This window comes from Kordiimonas sp. SCSIO 12603, assembly GCF_024398035.1.
Classification (GTDB): domain Bacteria; phylum Pseudomonadota; class Alphaproteobacteria; order Sphingomonadales; family Kordiimonadaceae; genus Kordiimonas.
This window is the reverse complement of the sequence record NZ_CP073748.1, coordinates 1,746,502-1,766,729: the sequence shown is the minus strand read 5'-3', so window position 1 is coordinate 1,766,729 and position 20,228 is coordinate 1,746,502. Positions and strand designations below refer to the sequence as shown.

At 44.8% G+C, this 20,228-nt stretch carries 16 protein-coding genes; 8 read left to right on the top strand and 8 right to left on the bottom strand.

Annotation, left to right across the window (positions count from 1 at the left end):
• Positions 1–26 precede the first annotated feature (26 nt).
• From KFE96_RS08010 to KFE96_RS07995, 4 genes are all read right to left on the bottom strand, one after another.
• The gene (locus KFE96_RS08010) at positions 27–1,340 is read right to left on the bottom strand and encodes an alkaline phosphatase PhoX (protein WP_255835464.1); all 1,314 of its coding nucleotides are present in this window, start codon (positions 1,338–1,340) and stop codon (positions 27–29) included.
• 22 nt (positions 1,341–1,362) lie between these two features.
• Positions 1,363–3,132, bottom strand: coding sequence for a PspC domain-containing protein (locus KFE96_RS08005; RefSeq protein WP_255835462.1), 1,770 nt, complete (start codon positions 3,130–3,132; stop codon positions 1,363–1,365).
• The gene (locus tag KFE96_RS08000) at positions 3,125–3,436 is read right to left on the bottom strand and encodes a PadR family transcriptional regulator (RefSeq protein WP_255835460.1); all 312 of its coding nucleotides are present in this window, start codon (positions 3,434–3,436) and stop codon (positions 3,125–3,127) included. The genes KFE96_RS08005 and KFE96_RS08000 overlap by 8 nt, the downstream gene beginning before the upstream one ends.
• Positions 3,437–3,618: 182 nt before the next feature.
• On the bottom strand, positions 3,619–4,044 hold the full coding sequence (locus KFE96_RS07995) for a helix-turn-helix domain-containing protein (RefSeq protein ID WP_255835459.1): 426 nt from the start codon (positions 4,042–4,044) through the stop codon (positions 3,619–3,621).
• Between the two features lie 104 nt (positions 4,045–4,148).
• On the opposite strand from KFE96_RS07995, the gene tmpT reads away from it, so the two are divergent.
• Complete coding sequence (gene tmpT / locus KFE96_RS07990) at positions 4,149–4,787, top strand: thiopurine S-methyltransferase (protein WP_255835458.1); 639 nt, start codon at positions 4,149–4,151, stop codon at positions 4,785–4,787.
• A gap of 52 nt (positions 4,788–4,839) precedes the next feature.
• Here tmpT and KFE96_RS07985 read toward each other — a convergent pair whose 3' ends face one another.
• The gene (locus KFE96_RS07985; RefSeq protein ID WP_255835457.1) at positions 4,840–6,360 is read right to left on the bottom strand and encodes a serine hydrolase; all 1,521 of its coding nucleotides are present in this window, start codon (positions 6,358–6,360) and stop codon (positions 4,840–4,842) included.
• A gap of 265 nt (positions 6,361–6,625) precedes the next feature.
• On the opposite strand from KFE96_RS07985, the gene KFE96_RS07980 reads away from it, so the two are divergent.
• The 3 genes from KFE96_RS07980 to KFE96_RS07970 all read left to right on the top strand — a co-directional run bounded on the left by KFE96_RS07980 (position 6,626) and on the right by KFE96_RS07970 (position 10,616).
• Positions 6,626–8,083, top strand: coding sequence for a sensor histidine kinase (locus KFE96_RS07980; RefSeq protein WP_255835456.1), 1,458 nt, complete (start codon positions 6,626–6,628; stop codon positions 8,081–8,083).
• A 4-nt stretch (positions 8,084–8,087) separates the two neighbouring features.
• Positions 8,088–8,789, top strand: coding sequence for a LytTR family DNA-binding domain-containing protein (locus KFE96_RS07975; RefSeq protein ID WP_255835455.1), 702 nt, complete (start codon positions 8,088–8,090; stop codon positions 8,787–8,789).
• Between the two features lie 150 nt (positions 8,790–8,939).
• A complete protein-coding gene (locus KFE96_RS07970; protein ID WP_255835454.1) occupies positions 8,940–10,616 on the top strand; it encodes a serine hydrolase in 1,677 nt (558 codons plus the stop codon).
• Between the two features lie 51 nt (positions 10,617–10,667).
• On the opposite strand, the gene KFE96_RS07965 is transcribed toward KFE96_RS07970, so the two are convergent.
• The 3 genes from KFE96_RS07965 to KFE96_RS07955 form a co-directional block, all read right to left on the bottom strand.
• Positions 10,668–11,876: an alpha/beta hydrolase-fold protein gene (locus tag KFE96_RS07965; RefSeq protein WP_255835453.1), complete on the bottom strand. Its 1,209-nt coding sequence runs from the start codon at positions 11,874–11,876 to the stop codon at positions 10,668–10,670.
• Between the two features lie 186 nt (positions 11,877–12,062).
• Positions 12,063–14,540, bottom strand: coding sequence for a zinc-dependent metalloprotease (locus KFE96_RS07960; RefSeq protein WP_255835452.1), 2,478 nt, complete (start codon positions 14,538–14,540; stop codon positions 12,063–12,065).
• A 301-nt stretch (positions 14,541–14,841) separates the two neighbouring features.
• Positions 14,842–15,426 (bottom strand): TetR/AcrR family transcriptional regulator, encoded by a 585-nt coding sequence (locus KFE96_RS07955; RefSeq protein WP_247020810.1) that lies wholly within the window; start codon positions 15,424–15,426, stop codon positions 14,842–14,844.
• A gap of 92 nt (positions 15,427–15,518) precedes the next feature.
• Here KFE96_RS07955 and KFE96_RS07950 point away from each other — a divergent pair, with 92 nt between their 5' ends.
• From KFE96_RS07950 to KFE96_RS07935, 4 genes are all read left to right on the top strand, one after another.
• A complete protein-coding gene (locus KFE96_RS07950) occupies positions 15,519–16,934 on the top strand; it encodes a hypothetical protein (RefSeq protein ID WP_255835451.1) in 1,416 nt (471 codons plus the stop codon).
• A complete protein-coding gene (locus KFE96_RS07945) occupies positions 16,927–18,021 on the top strand; it encodes a DUF2855 family protein (protein WP_255835450.1) in 1,095 nt (364 codons plus the stop codon). Before KFE96_RS07950 ends, KFE96_RS07945 begins: the two co-directional genes overlap by 8 nt.
• Positions 18,022–18,312: 291 nt before the next feature.
• A complete protein-coding gene (locus KFE96_RS07940) occupies positions 18,313–18,651 on the top strand; it encodes a hypothetical protein (RefSeq protein ID WP_255835449.1) in 339 nt (112 codons plus the stop codon).
• On the top strand, positions 18,648–19,946 hold the full coding sequence (locus tag KFE96_RS07935) for a relaxase/mobilization nuclease domain-containing protein (protein WP_255835448.1): 1,299 nt from the start codon (positions 18,648–18,650) through the stop codon (positions 19,944–19,946). The genes KFE96_RS07940 and KFE96_RS07935 overlap by 4 nt, the downstream gene beginning before the upstream one ends.
• Positions 19,947–20,228: the final 282 nt, after the last annotated feature.

Below are 20,228 nucleotides of genomic sequence, written 5' to 3'. Positions count from 1 at the left end.
ATGCAAGATTACGTCTTTGACATATGTCAGGCAGCAGCTCGAAGTTGCTCCCATGGCCCCTGAATGGCCAGTGTCATGCCGGGGTCTTTATGAATATTCGCAAAAAGGGTTCTGCCGTCCGGTGAAAAACAAGCACCAGACCACTCTGACTGAGTGTTGGAAGCAATATAATAAAGTTTCCCCTCAGGGGTTAGCCCGACCAGACACTGCGTATCATAACCATTATCCTCACAAATCACCAAGTCACCCCACTGGTTGAGTGTGATGTTATCAGGCTTTTCAAGCACACCCTGCTCTTTGGCTTCAAACACAAGTTCAATATGCCCACCAGCTTCATCAGGTGTATATTTAAATATCTGCCCCATACCTTGCTGACCGCCAGATGTGCAGGCAAAATAGATACTCCCCCGATCATAGACCATGCCTTCACCGCGGACAAAAACCGCCGCACCTTGGGCTTGTGCCTGATCGGCAACCGTATCCTCTTCCGGATCAGGCTCTTCAACCGTTACCCATTCACAGGCATAAGGCTTGCCCGCCACAAGCGGAAAACCTGACGTATGAATGATATCCCGGTCCACAAATCTCAGGCCCTGTAACACACCACCTTCTTCAAAACGGCCTTTCACGTTAGGCAGGAAACGGTAGAAACAACCCTCCATCCTGTCCTCTGTCTGATACGCGATGCTTGTCGCTGGATCGATGGCGACACCTTCATGATTAAAACGCCCCATAGCTTTAAGAGGCCTTACTTTTTCCAGCGCCGAGAAAGGGTTCACTTCAAAGTTATAGCCGTGGCGCTTCCCCATTTCCCACGCTGATCCCAGACCAGTACCTGGCTCTTCACAGCTAATCCAGCTATTCCAAGGCGTCTTGCCACCAGAACAGTTGCGGATAGTTCCTGTTAAGCTGAGATGGTGCTTAAGTACCTCCATCTTGTCATTTAACCAGATAGTGGTCGTGCCTCCACTGGCATCTGGATCATAGGCAAAACGAGGCTCCTGCGACGGAGGATCACTTGGGAAATACGTAGGTATTTCGTGGTTACGTACGAGTACGATTTCCCCACTAGGCCCAGAAAAGCACCCCATACCATCATGATAATCTGGCACTGAATGCCCGTCAGACATGATTTCACCATGCCTTGATATAATGGTGTACCGAAAACCTGCTGGCAGATCACAAATACCATCTGGATCTTTTACCAGGTTGAAAATTGGCCGCTTGATATCCTCGTTGGAACAAGCGGAAAGATGCAGCAGCGTTCCCCCAAGGGTAAGAGCAGTACCTGCTTTCACCGTTTTTGAGAGAAAGCTTCTGCGATTTAGCAACATAGCCATTTTTCTATCCCCGTTTTGTTTGTTAGCGAGAGCGGTTGCTCTCGCCATTTGCTGTCGTGCTCGGGTTTTTAGCCTTTATGGCCATTAATTGTTCAACATGTTGCTGGAACTCGGTAATCACCGGGTAGGTTTCGCTAAGCTCTTTTGCTTTTTCGTTAAGCTCGGCAAGATTTGAAACAAACAGACTACGGTCAGGCAGCAGATACTGACGTATCTCATTGATTTCCGCTGTGTGAGCTTCAAAAGCCTTATCAAAGCGAGAGTTATATTCGATGTTATATTGGATATTGCTGCTACAGCTCCATACTTCACCGAAGAAAAACTCCGCACAGAACTTGTCCTGAAGAACGATACGTTCGTTGTTGCTCACACGACCATCTTGCTCGGGACCATAGTCATAAAGATTGTCACCAACCGCCAGATATGTGCCTTCCACGATCCCATAGTCTTTTGCGAAATAACGGTAAGGATCACCATAACGGCTGAGATATAGTTCACGACTACTTTTCACGATCGTGTTTTGCGGGATTTCCAATACAACTTCTACACCCTGTCCGCGGACATAAGCATCTGGATCAAGTGACCAAGAGCGATCAAGCGTGAGCTTATTACCTGCAAAATTGAAAGCATACTCAATGGTTTGAATGTTTTCCTTTGCCTTTGCTACTGTACTGCCATCAGCGTCATAAGAAATCAGCATATTCACTTCGTTTGCAGGGCCGGAATGTGTAATCACACTATAGCGTACATCAAAAGCATACGGGTTCATCAGATCAGGCAAACCCTCATTGAAAACCAGTTCCAGTTCATTACCTTCTAGTGCAAACTTACGCTCCACTTCTTCGTGGGCATGATTAAGATGTGCATAGTTCAGATAGGCAAACGCCAAACCAACCAGTATTACAGGCGCGATGGCTGCACGTTTGAACTTCCTGTCCAGCTTTCGTTTTGGCTGATCCAGGTAAAATTCGCGAAAATAAATCGCCAGAATAAGCACAACGATATAGAGAGCCGCAGCACTCAACACCCAGTTAATTACCACAGGGAACAGACGGCCTTCATTGAAGACATAAACCCCCACCAGTACAAAGAAAGCTGCAAACAACAACCCTGCTGCAAAGGCGTTCTTAAAGAGGAACCAATATCCTTTTCGGCGGTTCACAAAGTGAGTACCAATCACCGATAAAAGGGTTCCCACCAAACTGATAGGCAGAAAGATAATTCGCTGTAGTTGCACAAACGGATTTTCTTTAGGGGCGTCATATTCCGCAATTTTCCGGGCTGTAGCTGTCTCACCCTTAGCAGCCAGAGCTTTGGTTCTGCTGTTGGCTTTATCAAGCGATATCCAGAAAATCAGGTACAGCGCCAAACCAAGGCCAAAAAGCGCGGTCAGCGCTATAAACACTAAGCGCAACACAAATGCTGGCACGCCGAACCGAATAGCAAGACCAGCACACACGCCGGCGAGAATTTTATTCTGAGGGTCCAGATAACTTTTTTTAGGTTGAACTGGTTCAGAATAATCTTCGGCCTCTTCATCACCATCAATAAAGCCAACCTGCTCAATTACACTTTCAAGCTGCTCCACCGTAATGGCTTTTTTATCGTGGCTACTGAATGTGTAGAGAAGCTCGGCGATACGTAATTCAATATCCTTAACAATCTCTGCCTCACAGTCATCACCCGCTAGCTGATGTCTGATTTTTTTCAGGTAAGAACGAAGCACATCATATGCTTCTTCATCTATCCAAAAAACCTGACCGGCTATTTCTATACTGACAACCTTATTCATCGTTCTGTCCTCTGCGGATAGATTCCACGGAATCTGTCATATCTTGCCAGGCAGCGTCTAACTTCGCGAGAAACGCTGTCCCTTCTTCTGTTAGCGCGTAATATTTACGCGGCGGACCGGCTTCAGACTCCACCCAACGGTATTGCAGGAGCTTCGCTTTCTGCAAACGGTTGAGCATTGGATATAGCGTGCCATCAGTGACGATTAGGTTCGCTGCCTTCAGACGATCTATTAGCTCGGCGGTATAAATTTCATCCTTTGCCAGCAAGCTGACAATGCAGAACTCAAGTATCCCGCGTCGCATTTGTGAAATTGTATTTTTTGCGTCCATGGGAATCACTATATAACATGCTACCATGTTATGCAAGGTAGCATGTTATATTAAAGATCATTGTAACGCATAGATGAGCTTCCCTTAACCCAAAAAGAAAGAAAAACTCATGATAAAACAAAATGATAGAATATTTTTCGTGCCAGAAATTTTTGTTATATTTTTTGCTTCTGCCGGTCTCGAAGATATTTTTTATTGGTGATTTTCATCACCTTTTGGAAACGAGGACATTCTAAATGACTTGGTGCTTCACATACAGCTGCATGCCTCAAACCATCTCTCATGGCGGTAAGTTGCTTTATGTTCCTATCAAGCTCATCAGCCTTCACAAGCAACTGTTCTCGGTTAATTTCGGTACCGCCTTCAGTGAACATTGCTCCAATCTCTTCCAACGAAAAACCTGATTGTTGCCCCAACACTATAAGCTGAAGCCGAAGCAGTACATTTGGCTCAAACAAACGCCTTAACCCTCGCCTGCCGATTGAGCGAACAAGATCCTTCTCTTCATAAAACCTGATGGTAGATGCAGGCAAACCAGATAGTTTCGCAACCTCAGCAATATCAAGGATAGCAGGGTTCATAATTTTTCTCTTGACCTCAAGTTAACTTGAACTTGTAGCCTACCCATAATTCACCATAGGTTCAAGCGAGCCTAAGGTGCGGTAATTCAGTATGAGGTATGATTATGGATGAACAATTTTGGCACCAGAAATGGGCAAAGAATGAGATTCGCTTCCACCTAAGCGAGGCAAACCCAAAGCTTGTGAAATATTTCGGCGAACTTAAGCTATATGAGAATAGCCGCATTTTCTTGCCGCTTTGTGGCAAAACCAAAGATATTGGCTGGCTATTATCGAACGGACATTCCGTTGTTGGCGCAGAACTTAGCGAAGCAGCTATCACGCAGTTATTTGAAGAATTAGAGCTAGAGCCAACAGTCACTGCCGCCGGTTCCATGAAACTCTACAGTGCAGAGAATATAGATATTTATGTGGGTAATATCTTTGATCTGACAGACAGAATGTTAGGCCTTGTCGACGCTGTGTTCGACCGCGGAGCACTGGTGGCTTTACCCGCTGAAATGAGAAAACGCTATGCAGCCCATATAATCGATATCACTGAGGGCGCCCACCAACTTCTTATCTGTTTGGAATATGATCCTGCCCTCAGGAATGGACCTCCTTTTCCAATCACGGATACAGAGGTAACCCAGCATTATTTTGATACCTATCAGCTTAAATTGCTGGTGAAAGACCCACTACCGCATGAAGAATTTGATATCTCCCCCGTTACCGAAAACGCTTGGCTATTGAAAAACAAGTAGGCCAACAACAAATCAGTCGAGCAAAATTGCATGCTCGACTGATTATGCCTCGTTATTTCCCTACTCTAAGCTCCGCGAGCTTTTCTTGGGCACCTTCAAAATCAGGATCAAGCTTCAACACTTTTTCATAAGTAGCCACTGCTTTCGCTTTTTGCCCGGCCTTCAAAAAAGCTTCCGCAAGACTATCGAACGTGTTTGCCGATGTGGGGAATGTCTCTGTATTAATTTCAAAAACAGCAATCGCTTCAGCAATTTTATCATTTCCCAAAAGGAAGTAACCAAGTCGGTTTAATTCATCTTCATCAAAATAATATTTGCTCGCAGTTTGCTTAACAAATTGCTGCGCGGCATCAGCTCCGCCTTCACTAACCACCTTATAGAGCGCTTGCGCTATTGAACGCTTAAGGGGGGCGGGCTCCTTGCCTTCAAGAATAGCTTCTACATCATCCACCGCCTGATCAACACTATCGTCTGCTCCGTTATTCGTGAGCATAATGATACTACGGTCTTTATTCGGGAACATTTCAAACGCTGCCTTAAATCCGCGCCAATGCCCCCCGTGAGCCACCCGTTCTGCGCCAAGCTTGCTAGCCCTCAAACCCCAACCAAACCCGTATTCTTTAGTACTGCCGTCAGCTAGGGTGATAGGTGTAGTGGCTTCCTTCCAACTTTCCGCTGAAACCAACTGTCCCGCAGAAAGGGCTTGTTCCCACTTATGCAGATCAGAAATCGTGGCATAGATACCACCGCCGCCTACCAGATAGAAAAACGGTATTTGGTCGTTCTTGCGGATTTCCCCAGTTAATTGCGTGCTGAATCCATAAGCTCTTTTATCAATTTCATCTTCTGTATCTGGTGTACGCAAAACTGTGTCTTTCATACCCAGAGGATTAAAGAACTCATCATCCAGAAAAATCGAAAAGGATTTTTCAGACACCCGCTCAACAATTGAAGCCAGCAAGGTATAGCCTGTATTACTATAAGCCCATTTTTCCTGAGGCCCGAAGCGAACAGGCATTTTAAATTCTGCAAGCACCTTCAATAGGCCATCATTAGTGATATTCTCCTTCACTTTACCTTGCCGGTACTGCTGTGAATAATACCCCATCACTTCTGGCACCCCCGATGTATGGTTCAACAGATGCCGAATGGTAATGCCTTCATATGCCAATTCCGGGAGATATTTTCGCACATCATCATCAAACGCCAACTTACCTTGATCCTTAAGGCGCATAATTGCAGTAGCGGTAAACTGCTTGGTGATAGAACCAATATCGAATTGATGATTTGCTTCCAGTTTCACGCCTGCATCGACACCGGCTTGCCCCATTGTTTTAGTATAAACCAGTTGCCCACCATCTGTTACCAGAACAGTTCCGTTACAAATTTTGTAACCCTCACAGCGTTCAAAATAGCTATCCAACTTTTGAATTCTGCTTTCGGTACTCTGGCTTTCCTGTGCCGCAACCTGCTGGACACCTGTCACCACAAGAGCGCAAAGCCCCAAAGCGCCGGTGCGGAGCACATTCAATCCATTAGGTGTTTTTAGAATATTACGATTTCTGCTGATCATTTTTCTTCTCCAACAAGCGGGGGCGGAATTGCCTCTGTCGCTGTTGAGTTCAAAATATGGTCGGCGTAAGTATCTACAACATGAGAGTGATGAACGCCCCAAAACTCGTGACCGAAGAAGAATTTGGCATTTTTAACGTTAAAATGGGTGACGAGTTAGTTTATCCCTGAAATCAGCCCGTTGATCATTTAACCCTTTTGGGGCGAGTATAATATCGCGAGCATAAACATCATAAAGTCAGCGCGAACAATTGAGTGAAAATCCAATGAACCTATCCAGTGTTACAAACGCTATTGCCCCCTACCTCTCTGGGCTCTTAGTGATCTTTGGAAACAGCGTATTTTATATGTTTATGAAAGATGGTGCGGGACTTACCAATTACCTTTACACTCTCACACGCTTTACTCTTGAGTTGGGGCCAATAGTTTTACTTCTAAGTACATACAGCCCAAAAACCATTGAACGCCGCTGGATATACCGTCTTATTATTCTGCTTACGGGGCCTGCGATTTTAATGGGTTTAGCCAACCAATCACACACTGCCCCATATGTCATCAGTGATATTTTCAGTTTTCTTTTGTTATGGCTGATTTACGGTATTGAATATGTGAATGGTTGGTTTAGCACACGGCAAAAAAACCAGATTAAATTCAACATCAATCTTGATAATGCTCTATTTTCACTGGCGGTGATTGCCAGCTTTATAGCGGCTCTTTTCCTGGGGTCTCATCCAGAGGCAATCTATAACCAGCCTATCCCCATGGAAATAAATTTCAGGCATATTTTTGAAAACATACCCACCTTCATCTTCTTCTGGCTTCAAATGCTGCTCTTATATATGTGCCTTTATGTGCTCTATTATATAAATCATCACGTACTGATTAACCACTTCCTCAGCAAGCACGGTGTGGTGGCTTATGTTTTCGCGGGCTTTATGACGCTTATCCTTCTTTATCCACCGCTAACTTATATAGCCCTCAACTTACCAATAAGCGGCGGCAGCCAACCACTAACCCCAAGCGGAGATGACAACATCTTCAGCATTCATAATTTTAATATGGGTTTTGCGGTACTAGCCGGTAGCTTACCATTGATACTGGCGTTTAAATGGCAAGAAAACTCCAGGCAGTTATCAGAGGCAGGAAAACGACAGTTAGAAGCTGAACTTACACTGCTACAACAACAGATAAACCCTCATTTTCTCTTTAATTCACTTAATAGTCTTTATGCTCTCACCCTAACCAAATCAGTGAAAGCCCCAGAAGCCGTACTGCAACTTGCGGGACTTTTCAGATACGTAGTTTATAAAGGCGATAAGGAACGTGTGCCACTGGCAGAGGAATTTGCTTACCTACAAGATTACCTAGCTCTACAGCAACTGAGAATGGGAGAAGACTGCCAATTTAATGTCCATTTCGGCAATACCAGTTCCAATCACACCATTGCCCCCTTGATGTTAATCGTTTTTATCGAAAATGCCTTCAAACACGGCTTGGAAGGAAACAACAAAAACTCATGGTTACGTATCTCAGCGACCATAGAAGATAACAAGCTTACTTTCATTTGTGAGAATTCCATCCTGCGAACTTATAAAAACAGCACTCCCGGCATTGGCCTCAAAAATGTTCATAAACGCTTGAATTTGCAGTATAAAGATCAGCATACTCTCAATATCATAAAAATGCAGGATCGTTTCTGTATCTCACTGGTAATGGACCTTTAATCCCATGATAAAAGCACTGATCATTGATGATGAACCTCTCGCGCATGAGATTATAAAAACATACCTGAATGAAGTAGATGATGTAGAAATCTCCGGGCACTGCCATTCAGCCCAAAATGCGCTAGAATTCCTCAAAACCGAGCAGGTTGACCTGATCTTCCTTGATATCGAAATGCCAGTTTTAAGCGGACTTGATTTTTTAAGCATGCTTAAAGAAAAGCCCGCAATTATCATCACATCAGCTTACGAAGAATATGCGTTGGAGAGCTATAACTTCGATGTAACTGATTATCTTCTTAAACCCTACCGGTTTGACCGATTTGAGCAAGCACTTGAAAAAGTGAGACACCGCATTTCCAATGCCAGCCAACCACCAGCAGCACCGGAAGAAGCTGCCCCCATACAAGATAGCCTGCTGATTAAGGTAGACAGCAAACATATTCACGTGCGGTTTGAAGATATCCACCATCTGGAAGCGTATGGCAATTACGTAAAAGTATGGCGAGGGGATAACTATCTACTAACACCAGCCTCCTTGATAAGTTTCGAGAAAAGCCTGCCCTCAAACCGTTTTATACGCATCCATAAATCCTTTATAGCCCGCAAGGATGCGATCGATTTCATCGAAGACGACACGGTAGTTTTCAAAACTGGCCTACGTCTACCTATTGGAAAAACACACCGGAAAAACTTACTTAACTGGTAACAAATCTTCAAACTTCCCCTTGAAATAGAAATACCTGGCGATATGGTACTTTCTATAAAAAGAAAAACATGCTGGTTACAGAACAGCGCGCCCTTGAGAGGAAATTGATTTCCCGACGAGCGCATAACTTGACGACAGAGGGAGGACCATATGCGCCGTATGCATATGCTTTTTGCCGTTGTTCTGCTGCCTTTCACATTGCTGGCATGCTCTGAACAACAAACACAACAATCAGAAAACCTACAACAATATGCCGATAAGCTGATGGAACAGGCTTATCTGGACCTTATTCCGGGCGCTATCATTGCTGTCTCCAGAGGCGATGAAATCATATACCGCGGCGCACGCGGGCAAGCCAATGCTGAACTTGAGGTTCCTCTTAACCCAGGCCATGTGATGCGGATTGGTTCAGTAACCAAACAGTTTGCAGCCGCCGCCATTTTAAAACTTGTGGATGACGGTAAGTTAAACCTTGATGACCCACTATCAAAGTTTTTGCCTGATTACCCAAACGGTGAAAACATTACCGTACTTCAGCTTCTCAACCATACATCAGGTATTAAAAGCTATACCAGCATTGAAGGCGTAATGGATGGCCCTATTCGCCTAGATGCCACCACAGAGGAAATGATCTCAAGCTTCAAAGATATTCCAGTTGATTTTAAACCGGGTGAAAGTTGGGCATACAATAATTCTGGTTATGTACTTCTAGGCGCCATCATTGAGAAAATCACAGGGAAAGCTTGGTATGCATATATGCAGGAAGCGATTTTCAATGAGTATGACCTCAAGAAAACGGAGTTTGGTGGTAATGACCTGCTAATCCGCGGCCTCACCAACGGTTATACGCTTATTGACGGCAATCTTGCTCCTGCCCCCATTCTTAGTATGACACAACCCCATGCTGCAGGCGCTTTGGTATCCACACCTGAAGATCTTCTGCGCTGGAACATAGCCTTGCATAACGGTAAACTGCTGAAAGATGCCACTTACAGACAAATGATAACGCCGCAAGGCAAAGCCCTAGAAGCTGAATATGGTTTCGGTATTAATAACCAGCAGTTTAGGGGAGAAGTGATGCTTTCACACGGTGGTGGCATTCATGGTTTCAACAGCTTTCTAATGTATCTACCGAAATCAGAAATTGGCGTAGCAATTATTCAGAACTCAGATAGTCCCCTATCCGATTTCCGTCCATCAGAAATCGCGTTCCGTATCGCGGCCTATGCACTTGGCAACCCATTCCCCGAGCCTGTGGTTGAGGATCTAAGCAAAAGCGAACTTCGCGAATATGAAGGTGTGTACCAAATCAACGAACATGAAAACCGTGAAATACGCTTGATGGGTGACCAGCTTACATCAAAACGCACTGGCGGTGTACCACTGCCGCTGATGCCAATTGGCGGTGACCAGTTCCTGTTTGATAACGGCATGGATGTTTTGAAATTCACCCGTGATGAAGGTGCTGAAATATCTGGCATGGAGCTGAAAACCATCAAAGATAGCGAAGGCACTTTCAGCGCACTTGTTACAACAACGCTACCGAAGAACGTAAGCGCAGCCAACCTTTCTTCTGCGCAGAAAAAGCGTATCACTGGCACATACCAAGGCGGGCCCGGGCTTATCCTTCATGTACGCATGGAAGGCCGTAAAATACTGGTTCAACTGGAAGGACAAGCTGAACTGGAAGCAACAGCCCAAACGGCCAACCTTTACTTCCTGCCACAAACAGGTGCGTCATTAGAGTTTGGAAAAGGAGATCAGGCGCCTAACGTGACCTTAAGCCAAGGCGGACGTTCAGTTACACTGGAACGCGCTCCTCACTAACTCAACGCCAGAAGTAAAAAAGCCAGGCTTTGCCTGGCTTTCCTTACCCAATCACTGAGAAAGGCTTTTCTTATAGCGTTCAACTTGTCGCTTCAAAAAGCCGAGGTCCGAAGATTCTTGTTTTTCTGCAAGAACAACTGCCATTTCATAGGTTTTCACGGCATCTTCAAAAAGCTCCGCAGCGCCATAAGCGCGCCCAAGCGCATGATAAGCAAACAGATCTTCTTTATGGTTATCAAGGTTGGCAGCTAACAGTTTGATAGCGCCCTCATGATCTCCTGCACTGCTATAAAGGAAACCAGTATTTTGCATCACCTCGCTCGGGATAGTATCTGGAGTGTTATATTTACCAGCCCTGCGCTCAAAAAACGCTTGCAGCCCTGCCATTCCACCCGCTTTTTCAAACTCTTCTTTGGTAACATACCGAGGCGCCTGATAATCGGCAAAACTATGAGACAAACCTTGATAAACCGTTAGGAACGGTGTGGTCATATGTACTTGATTATCGATAAAGTCATAGCGCCAATCAAAGTTCTCTGGTGCTTTTTCCTTAAAGAGCGCAACCATATTGTTAAGAGCAGATGTTGCACGCACACCTTCTTCAGCTTCATCAGCAAGAGTGAAATAGAGAGATTTAGTTAATCCCGCTTTCTCAGAGAATATTTTTTCAAATTTACCAAGAAGTTCGCTGTTTCTTACCTGCACCACAGGGCTCGCAGCCACGTAGGCATCAAACATATCACCGTCATCAGCAAGAACACTCAGAGTGAAATATCCCGCAAGGGAATGACCAAACAGTGTTTTATGGCCACTTGTTGGAAACTTGGCTTCTACAAACGGCAACACTTCGTTTCCAATAAAATTACGGAACTTATCCATCTCGCGCGCCATATCCCGGCCGCGTGTCCCTCTGCCATTCGGGATAGCAACAATAATCGCTTCCGGCATACGGCTGTTTTCTTCAAGCAGCCCTGAGCCAAGAGTTGCATGCCCGAAATGGCTGTCACCGTCCAGCACAACAATAACAGGATATTTCTGAGTATTACCGTCCGAAGGATCATAGCTTTTTGGTAAATGAACGAGTATTTCCCGTTCTTCCTCCAAAATACCAGATTGAAGCAAATAACGTTTTCCTAGTTCAACAGTAACAGCTTCAGTTTCCTTCGCTTCCTGAAAACCCATGTAGGCATTTGCTGAATATGTATGAATGGTAGTTGTTGCAATAGTCCCCACCAGCAACAGGCTTAGAATTGATTTCATGATCAAACTCTTCCTTATGTGTTTCCCCTAAACACCGACCATTTCTGGACTAAAGGTAAAACACCTTATTGCACAATCACTTACGCGTGATGAAAGTTTATAAACCTTATGCATATACCAAAAGAAAAGGAGGCCAGCTTTCGCTAACCTCCCTCATCATTTTAACACTCAATTGAGTGATTAATCTTAATCAGCATCCAGTGCTTTTTCGATCTTACCTGCAAGGTTTAGGAAGTGAATGCCAGACATTATTTTCGCATTACGTGCCCCAACCTTCTTAAGCTCGCTTTCAAGTTCAACAAGGGTTGCACGGCTCAATGAACGGTAATCTTCGCTTACTTTACCATCTTCTGCTTCAATACCTGCAATCAGGTGGTTCACCATTTCACCCTGAAGGTTACGGCGGTACGCAGAAACGTTAGGTTTACGGTCTTTAAGCTCTTCAAATACCGCAGCTTTCACATCACCAAACAGTTCAACCGGATCATATGTTTCAAGACCACCTTCGCGGAATTTCACGATACGGTCTATCTTAGCCGGAGCCAGCATAGAACGCACGATACGAGTACCAAAACCGTTTACTGTGTTGCTGTAGAAATCATAACCAACACGCTTCAGAACTTCTTCATTCTTCCAGAAAGAAGGAAGTTTGAAAGCATTATCGGCAATGAACTTCATCGCTTCTTTCTGCTTCGCAAGCGGGTAAGCATCAAACACATCTGTCTGGCTTTGGCCTTGTGCTAGTTCATTGCGGTAAATCGCAGAACCAACATATTTGGCAACATGGCCGATTTCACGGCGGAACTGGCCAGCAAGCGCACGGTACGCAACACGTACTTCCTCGTATGTTTTACCTTCTTCATAAGAAGCGGCATCAACAAGGTTCGCCATAATACGCTCAAGGTTTTTCATACCAAGGCGTGTTGCTTCCATTGCATCGTTACCGATATCCTCTGTCTGGATACGCGGATCATATGCAAGACCAACAGAATAAGCATCCCAGCGAAGAGCTTTATCTTCAAGTTGGCGGTCAGCGATTTTGTTCAGAAGCTCAACTTCTTCCTCGGCAGTTTTATTGCCTGGGAATTCTTTATAACCCCACTCAATTGCAAACTTATCATATGGGCCAGCAATATAATCAATTGGTGAAACACCATCTTCCGGCTGCATTACATAGTTAAAACGTGCGTAATCCATGATGGATGATGCAACACCGTTTTTCGCTACGAACGCAGGGTCGCGAAGCTGATCAACAGAATATGCGTTCGAACCAATGAAGTTATGGTGCAACCCGATTGAGTGACCAACCTCGTGTGCTACAACAAAACGTACAAGATCAGACATTACATCATCAGGTAAAGGTAGCTTCTTAGCACGAGGGTCTGTTGCGCCAGCCTGTGCAAAATACCATTCTTCAATAAGCTTGATCACATTGTGGTACATGCGAACATCAGCTTCGATGATTTCACCTGTGCGCGGATCAGCCACATGCGGGCCATTTGCGTTTGGAATGAAAGATGGTACCCAGCGGATTACTGCGTAACGCGCATCTTCAGGATCCCAATCAGGATCTTCTTCAACGGTTGGAGCCATCTTGGCTACAATCGCATTTTTGAAGCCAGCTTGTTCAAACGCAACCTGCCAGAATTCAATACCTTCACGTACTGCTTCGATATAGCGCGTTGGCGTACCACGGTCGATATACCATGTGATTGGCTTCACTGGCTCGCTAACTTCAGCATTCGGATCTTTTTTCACAAGACGCCAGCGCTTAATGAAACGTTTTGTTTCAACCTTGTTTTTCTCACCAGAGAAATCAGAATAACGCGCGTCAAAGAAACCAACACGGTGGTTATAGTGGCGCGGCTTCATCAGATCATCAGGAAGAGCAAGAATAGAATGGCGGATTTCCGCTGTTACATTCTGGCTTTCTTTACCTTGCTTGCGGCTAAAGCGACCAAGAACACGTGTTTCCACATTGCGCTCGAATGCTTTAACGTTTTTCACGAGTGAATTCTTGGCATCCATCTTGGCTTTGAACATACCTTCAAGGCCTTTAACTTTGCCCATGAACGCGCCTGTCATATCAACAACAGGTGTTTTATTCTCACCAAATGTAACGATCTTAAGTTTCGCAAGGATACCGTCCAGATCAGCTGCATTTACAACAAATGTCTCTGGCTCACCCTCTTTCGAAATTACCGAATAATCACGTGCGCGAAGAAGCAGATCATCGCCGATACGCTCAAAATATACATATTGACGTGCAGAATCTGCTGAAATCAGGCCTTTATTGGTTTCAATACCAGCAACCTTCACCTGCCATACAAATTCGCGGCCTAGTTGGTCTTCTGGGATTTCAAAATATACTTTGCCGTCCACGTGATGCGTTGTGAAAACACCATACTTTGTGATGGCTTTATCTGTTACAACATCTTCGTATTTTTTAAACTTTGGCTTTTTTTTCTTTTCATCTTTTTTATCGCCATCTTTTTTCTCAGCACCTTCTTTTTTTTCTTCATCCTGTTTTGCAGGAGCCTTTTTTACAGGCTCTTTTTCTTGAAGAAGAAGGGCATCCACCACATCCATCTCATACGCAGATACCGAAGCGGCAGAGAGCGCAAGCAAACTTGTTGCACACGCCAGCTTGATTACATTTTTCATACTTTCCTCCAGAGCAGAAATTCAAACTCACTGAAGGTTCTAATGGGAAACATTGGGTATGGGAATAGCTGCCAAAAGATTAGTATAAAAGGCTAACCAATTGAATTGTGGCAGAAATGAGCCCAAAGCCGCTACCAGCAATGGTTACAAGGGAAACTATATCGCTACAGTGTATCAACATAATTTTTTCTTATGACTGAAGAAATAATCCAAAGTTTATCAATAAGATAGAAATTCCAACCTTACGGCATAGCTGCGGATACAAAATTGATTCCAATTCTATTGAAAAGCCTTAGTTCTTTTAGTGGGAAAACGCTTCTAATTGCGCCTGCACATAAGCGGTAAGTGATTTCAATATCATGTCTCGCCAATTCTGGGTTTCCACAAGATTTGTAACAGCGTGATCACTTAAACTTACATATCCATGTAATAGCGCCCATATGCCAACGGCGAATTCCTGCTTCTGCGCCCAACTTACTCCATCAGGCAGAGCTTTTGCTGCTTGATTAACCAGCTCTTCAAAGGCTGTACGGCCAGCACTCTTTGCTTCTTCAGAGGGTTCATAACTACTATCACCCTCACCAAACACTAATTTATAATGCGCCTTGTGATGTGCAGCCATTTGCAGGTAACGTTCCGCCGCAATAATAATCCGCTCGAGAGGACCTTCCCCCTGCTCTTCTACATTCACAGCGTTTGATACGTAACCAAACCCTTCGATGTAAAGGGCATCAAGGATACCCTGTTTGCCCTGGAAATGACTGTAAATCCCGATGGTGGACAATCCCGCTCGTTTTGAAATAGCGCGTACACTGAGAGCCGACGCTCCTCCTTCAAGAAACAATTCAGACGCCGCGTTCAAAATTTTCGCTTTAGTATCAGTCACTCATCACTTCCTTACGCCGTATCGCTTGACAGCATATAACATCGTTATATATGACAGTACAGGATATAACACTGTTATAAAAGGGGAGAGATATGGGAACCACGCACGAAACAGATTATCTGATTGTAGGCACTGGTGCCGTGGGCATGGCATTCGCTGACATCCTGCTTACGGAAACTGACGCAACGTTCATCCTAGTGGATGAATATGCAAAACCAGGCGGTCACTGGAATGCGGCTTACCCCTTCGTCACCCTGCACCAACCTTCCGCCTATTATGGCGTCAGCTCAAAAGAACTAAGTAAAGGCACCAAAGATCAGGTAGGCCTCAATAAAGGTTTGAATGATCTCGCATCTGGCGCTGAAGTAAGCGCATATTTTGATGAAGTGATGCGTCAGCAATTCCTACCTTCCGGCCGAGTGCAATATTTCCCCATGTGCAGTTATATAGGTGACGGCAAATTTGTTTCCAAAGTATCTGGGGAAACACATACCGTTACCTATAAAAAACTGGTTGATGCCACGCACCTAAAAACCGAAGTACCCTCTACTCACACCCCCAATTTCACTATTGATAACAGTGTGCGCTTCATCCCACTGAATGATCTTACACGCCAAGCTGAACCGCCTGAAGGCTATACAGTGATTGGCGGCGGCAAAACGGGGATTGATGCCTGTTTGTGGCTACTGGAAAACGGCACTGACCCGGATAAAATCCGCTGGATTATGCCGCGAGACGCCTGGCTGCTGGACCGAGAGAACACCCAACCAACACTTGAGTTCTTTAACAGCACCATGGGTGCGCAAGCGGGCCAAATGGAAGCCATCGCCAATGCTTCATCCATCACTGATATGTTCGACAGGTTAGAGGCATGCGGATATTTCCTGCGGATTGATACAAACGTTCGCCCTTCCATGTTCCACGGTGCAACAGTTAGCAAACTGGAACTCGCTGAATTACGCCGCATTAAAAATATCATCCGCATGGGTCGAGTAACAGATATCGGCAGAGATACAATCACTCTGGAAAATGGCACTATTCCAACAAGCCCAAGCGAATTGCATGTAGACTGTACGGCAAGTGCGATCACTAACGTGGAAATGAAACCTATTTTCCAAGGCAATGTAATTACGCCGCAAATGGTGCGCTCCTATCAGCCTGTCTTCAGTGCGGCTTTCATCGCCCATGTGGAAGCAGCTTACGATACAGAAGAAAAGAAAAATGAGCTTTGCGGCCTGGTACCTGTGCCAAACCACGACACAGATTATCTGTATTTCACCGCCGCCTTCATGCGAAACCAGTTTGTATGGTCGCAGGATGCAGGGCTGAAGGATTGGCTCCTAAACAATCGTCTGGATGGTTTCAGCAAGATGGTGAGCGAGGTTGACCCAAACGACAAAGAGAAAATGGATATCCTGAACAGGTTCCGCGCGAATGCTATGCCTGCAATGGGAATGTTGCAGAACTTTATCGCTCAGCTTGAAAGTAAGGAGCAGCCAAATGGCTGAATTTCAAATTCGCAGAGATGATCTCACCACCATCCGAGTGGTAGATACCGGTAATAGTGAGCAGGACTTCACTCTGGATGAAGGGGAAATCCTTGTAAAAATTGAACATTTTGCCTTTACCGCCAATAACATCACATACGGTGCTGTGGGTGACCAAATCGGTTATTGGAAATTTTTCCCACCATCGGATGATAATGGCGAAATATGGGGTATTCTGCCTGTGTGGGGTTTTGCCGATGTTGTATCATCAAGCTCCGAAGAAATACCTGTTGGCGAACGACTTTACGGTTATTTTCCCACCTCGCATTACCTGAAACTGAAACCTGCAATGGTGAAGGGTGAAACTTTCTTTGACGCTTCTGAGCACCGCTCTACCCTCCCGCCTGGCTACAATATGTACCGTAGAGTGCGCGCTGAAAAAACCTATGATCCATCTATGGAACATGAACGCTCGCTCCTGTTTCCTCTACATCTTACATCCTTCTGTATCTGGGATGCCTTACAAGATGCGAACTGGCACGGAGTCGAGCAAATACTTATCCTGAGTGCCTCAAGCAAAACCAGCATTGGTCTAGCTTATGCACTCGCTGAAGATGATAATGCCCCTTCAATTATCGGTGTTACTTCCAACCGCAACTGTGAGTATGTGGAAAACCTTAAGCTTTATAACGGCACTGTTTCATATGATGATCTCTCATCTATTGAGGATATCCCTACAGTCATTGTAGATATGTCAGGCAACAAACAATTGCTGGCGTCGCTTCACAACCAGCTTGGCGACAATATGAAGTACACGATCAATGTTGGGATGACCCACTGGGAAGATTTCCAGAATGATGCGGAAGGCATTATAGCAAACCGTTCCGAGTTTTTCTTTGCCCCCGGGCATATCCAAAAACGGATAGCTGATTGGGGCCCCGCTGAGTTTAACAAGCGTTCTGGCACTTTTATGTATAAAGCAGCCCTCAAAAGCAAAGATTGGCTTAGCTGTACTGTAGCAAATGGTCTTGAAAGCCTTCAGGAGCACTTCAAGGATGTTTCCAAAGGAAACTTCGCCCCAGACCAAGGCTTGATTATCAAACTATAAACAAAAAAGCCTCCGAACTCGGGGGCTTTTATACATACACAAACATCGTATCATTCTTCTCATTTAAAGAGATAAAGTGGTGGAGCCCGAAAGGACTCCATCGAACCTATATACACCCGAAGAACTAGATGAATTGTTCAACATGTTGGCTGATTGGGAAATCCGGTTGAGCCATCTTGAAGATGATGCTGACATAGCGAAAGTTGTTCCTAAACGCTCTCCAAAAACTAACAAGCTAAAAAGGCCTAGACATCGTTCTACAAGACCTGATTTGAACAGGAGGCCGAAGCCATGAGCAAAGCCTCCACCCTTTTATCTGTTCGCCTGAACAATGACGAACGTGCAGAACTGCAAAAGCGTGCTGGTAGTGAGAAACTATCTACCTATGTGAAACGTTGCGTATTTGTTAAGCGTAAAGCCTCTGGCGGTATGTCACGGGAGCAGGTTGCTCTCATATTAGCCAAACTTGCGTCCTGTGACTTAGCTGGTTCTATGCTGGAGATGGCAGAAAGCTCGCGCCTTGGTGTGCTTGTTGTATCGCCTGATACTGAAAAAGCTTTAACACAAGCCTGTACAGATATTGCTCATATGCGACTTATGCTTATGCAGGGATTGGGTAAACGTTCATGATCTTAAAAGCCAGCCAGAGAGGTGGTGGGCATGAACTGGCAAACCACCTCATGAAAGAAGAAAACGAGCATGTAGAAATACATGAAATGCGCGGCTTTATTGCCAATGACCTTAAAGGGGCATTTGATGAAGCGTATGCTGTATCTAAAGCAACTAGATGTAAGCAGTATTTGTTTTCTCTATCTCTTAACCCACCTGCACACGAACAGGTGGCAACATCCGCCTTTATCCGTGCTGCTGATGAAGTAGAAAAACGCCTTGGTTTGGAAGGTCAGCCAAGAGCAATTGTCTTCCATGAAAAAGAAGGTAGGCGTCATGCGCATGTGGTCTGGTCACGGATTGGCATTGAAGATGATAAGCTCAAGGCTGTTAACCTGCCTTTCTTTAAACGCCGCCTGACCGAACTTTCAAAAGAACTCTATCTTGAGCATGGTTGGAAGCTACCTGATGGCTTAAAAGACCGCGCTTTACGTGACCCGACAAACTTTGATCTGGCTGAATGGCAACAGGCTTTAAGATCTGGTCGTGACCCCAGAGAAATAAAACAGATATTCCAAGAAGCTTGGCAATATTCAGATAGCACAAAAGCACTTAATGCAGCCCTTTCAGAACATGGCTTTATGTTAGCCAAAGGTGACAGGCGCGGTTTTGTAGCTGTTGATTATCAGGGTGAAGTTTACTCACTTGCTAGATATGCTGGTGTAAAAACCAAGGAAGTCAGAGAACGATTAGGTGAACCTGACAAGCTGCCGTCTGTTGATGAAGCAAAGGCCAAGTTTAGAGAGAACATAACACCTAACCTGAAAAACCTGATCAAACAGCAAAAGCAAAACCATCATGCTGAAAAGAGCATCTTGCAGGAAAAGATATTCACCCTTGCCAAGCAACAGAAGCTAACACGCCAAAGCCTCGCTAAGCGTCAAAAACTCGAAAGACAAAACCTGCAACAGCGAAACGCTAAAAAGGTCAAGAAAGGCTTATTGGGTGTTTGGGACTTCCTATCTGGCAAAACTGTACAAAGGAAGAAAGAGGCTCAGCTCAAGGCATGGGAACAGGCGAAAGCGCACCAGCAACAGAAAGATACTATCATTCTCAAGCAACTTGCCGAACGGCAGGTGTTACAACAGGAAAAGAAGCGCCTGAAATACACTCAAAAAGAAGAACGTAAGTTCTTGCATGGATTGGTTGGGCAAGCTCTCGGACTTTGTAAGCCAATAGCCCATTCTAAATCAAAGGATAGGAGCCGCGAACGGCAATTGTATCGAAGTAAAAAACGAGGTTTGCAGTTGGGATAATTAAATTGCTTCAATAAATTGATATGAATCGCTATCGGTCATAAGCGGACAGCTAATGAATCGACAGCAGTTAACAAAATAAGGCGTTATTATCATTCAATTCGTTGACAACTTTATAGTGGATAAAGCCTGCCTCCAAGAGGAACATTGCTGTGAATTTAAACCACCTAGCTATTGAAATTTTCCATCACAAGGCTTATGTTACTATCTAGCTCTTGGTAGGAGCTTGCCGTCCGTTTTTGCGAAGCTGTTGACAGCACTACTTCATTTAATTTCACACCC

Bases quoted from the DNA above. Each gene is read 5' to 3' on its own strand.
- KFE96_RS07945 (WP_255835450.1), top strand. From the start codon at position 16,927: ATGGCTGAATTTCAAATTCGCAGAGATGATCTCACCACCATCCGAGTG.
- KFE96_RS07980 (WP_255835456.1), top strand. From the start codon at position 6,626: ATGAACCTATCCAGTGTTACAAACGCTATTGCCCCCTACCTCTCTGGG.
- KFE96_RS07975 (WP_255835455.1), top strand. From the start codon at position 8,088: ATGATAAAAGCACTGATCATTGATGATGAACCTCTCGCGCATGAGATT.
- KFE96_RS08005 (WP_255835462.1), bottom strand. From the start codon at position 3,132: ATGAATAAGGTTGTCAGTATAGAAATAGCCGGTCAGGTTTTTTGGATA.
- KFE96_RS07960 (WP_255835452.1), bottom strand. From the start codon at position 14,540: ATGAAAAATGTAATCAAGCTGGCGTGTGCAACAAGTTTGCTTGCGCTC.
- KFE96_RS07970 (WP_255835454.1), top strand. From the start codon at position 8,940: ATGCGCCGTATGCATATGCTTTTTGCCGTTGTTCTGCTGCCTTTCACA.
- KFE96_RS07935 (WP_255835448.1), top strand. From the start codon at position 18,648: ATGATCTTAAAAGCCAGCCAGAGAGGTGGTGGGCATGAACTGGCAAAC.
- KFE96_RS07950 (WP_255835451.1), top strand. From the start codon at position 15,519: ATGGGAACCACGCACGAAACAGATTATCTGATTGTAGGCACTGGTGCC.
- KFE96_RS07995 (WP_255835459.1), bottom strand. From the start codon at position 4,044: ATGAACCCTGCTATCCTTGATATTGCTGAGGTTGCGAAACTATCTGGT.
- KFE96_RS08000 (WP_255835460.1), bottom strand. From the start codon at position 3,436: ATGCGACGCGGGATACTTGAGTTCTGCATTGTCAGCTTGCTGGCAAAG.
- KFE96_RS08010 (WP_255835464.1), bottom strand. From the start codon at position 1,340: ATGGCTATGTTGCTAAATCGCAGAAGCTTTCTCTCAAAAACGGTGAAA.
- KFE96_RS07985 (WP_255835457.1), bottom strand. From the start codon at position 6,360: ATGATCAGCAGAAATCGTAATATTCTAAAAACACCTAATGGATTGAAT.
- KFE96_RS07940 (WP_255835449.1), top strand. From the start codon at position 18,313: ATGAGCAAAGCCTCCACCCTTTTATCTGTTCGCCTGAACAATGACGAA.
- KFE96_RS07965 (WP_255835453.1), bottom strand. From the start codon at position 11,876: ATGAAATCAATTCTAAGCCTGTTGCTGGTGGGGACTATTGCAACAACT.
- tmpT (WP_255835458.1), top strand. From the start codon at position 4,149: ATGGATGAACAATTTTGGCACCAGAAATGGGCAAAGAATGAGATTCGC.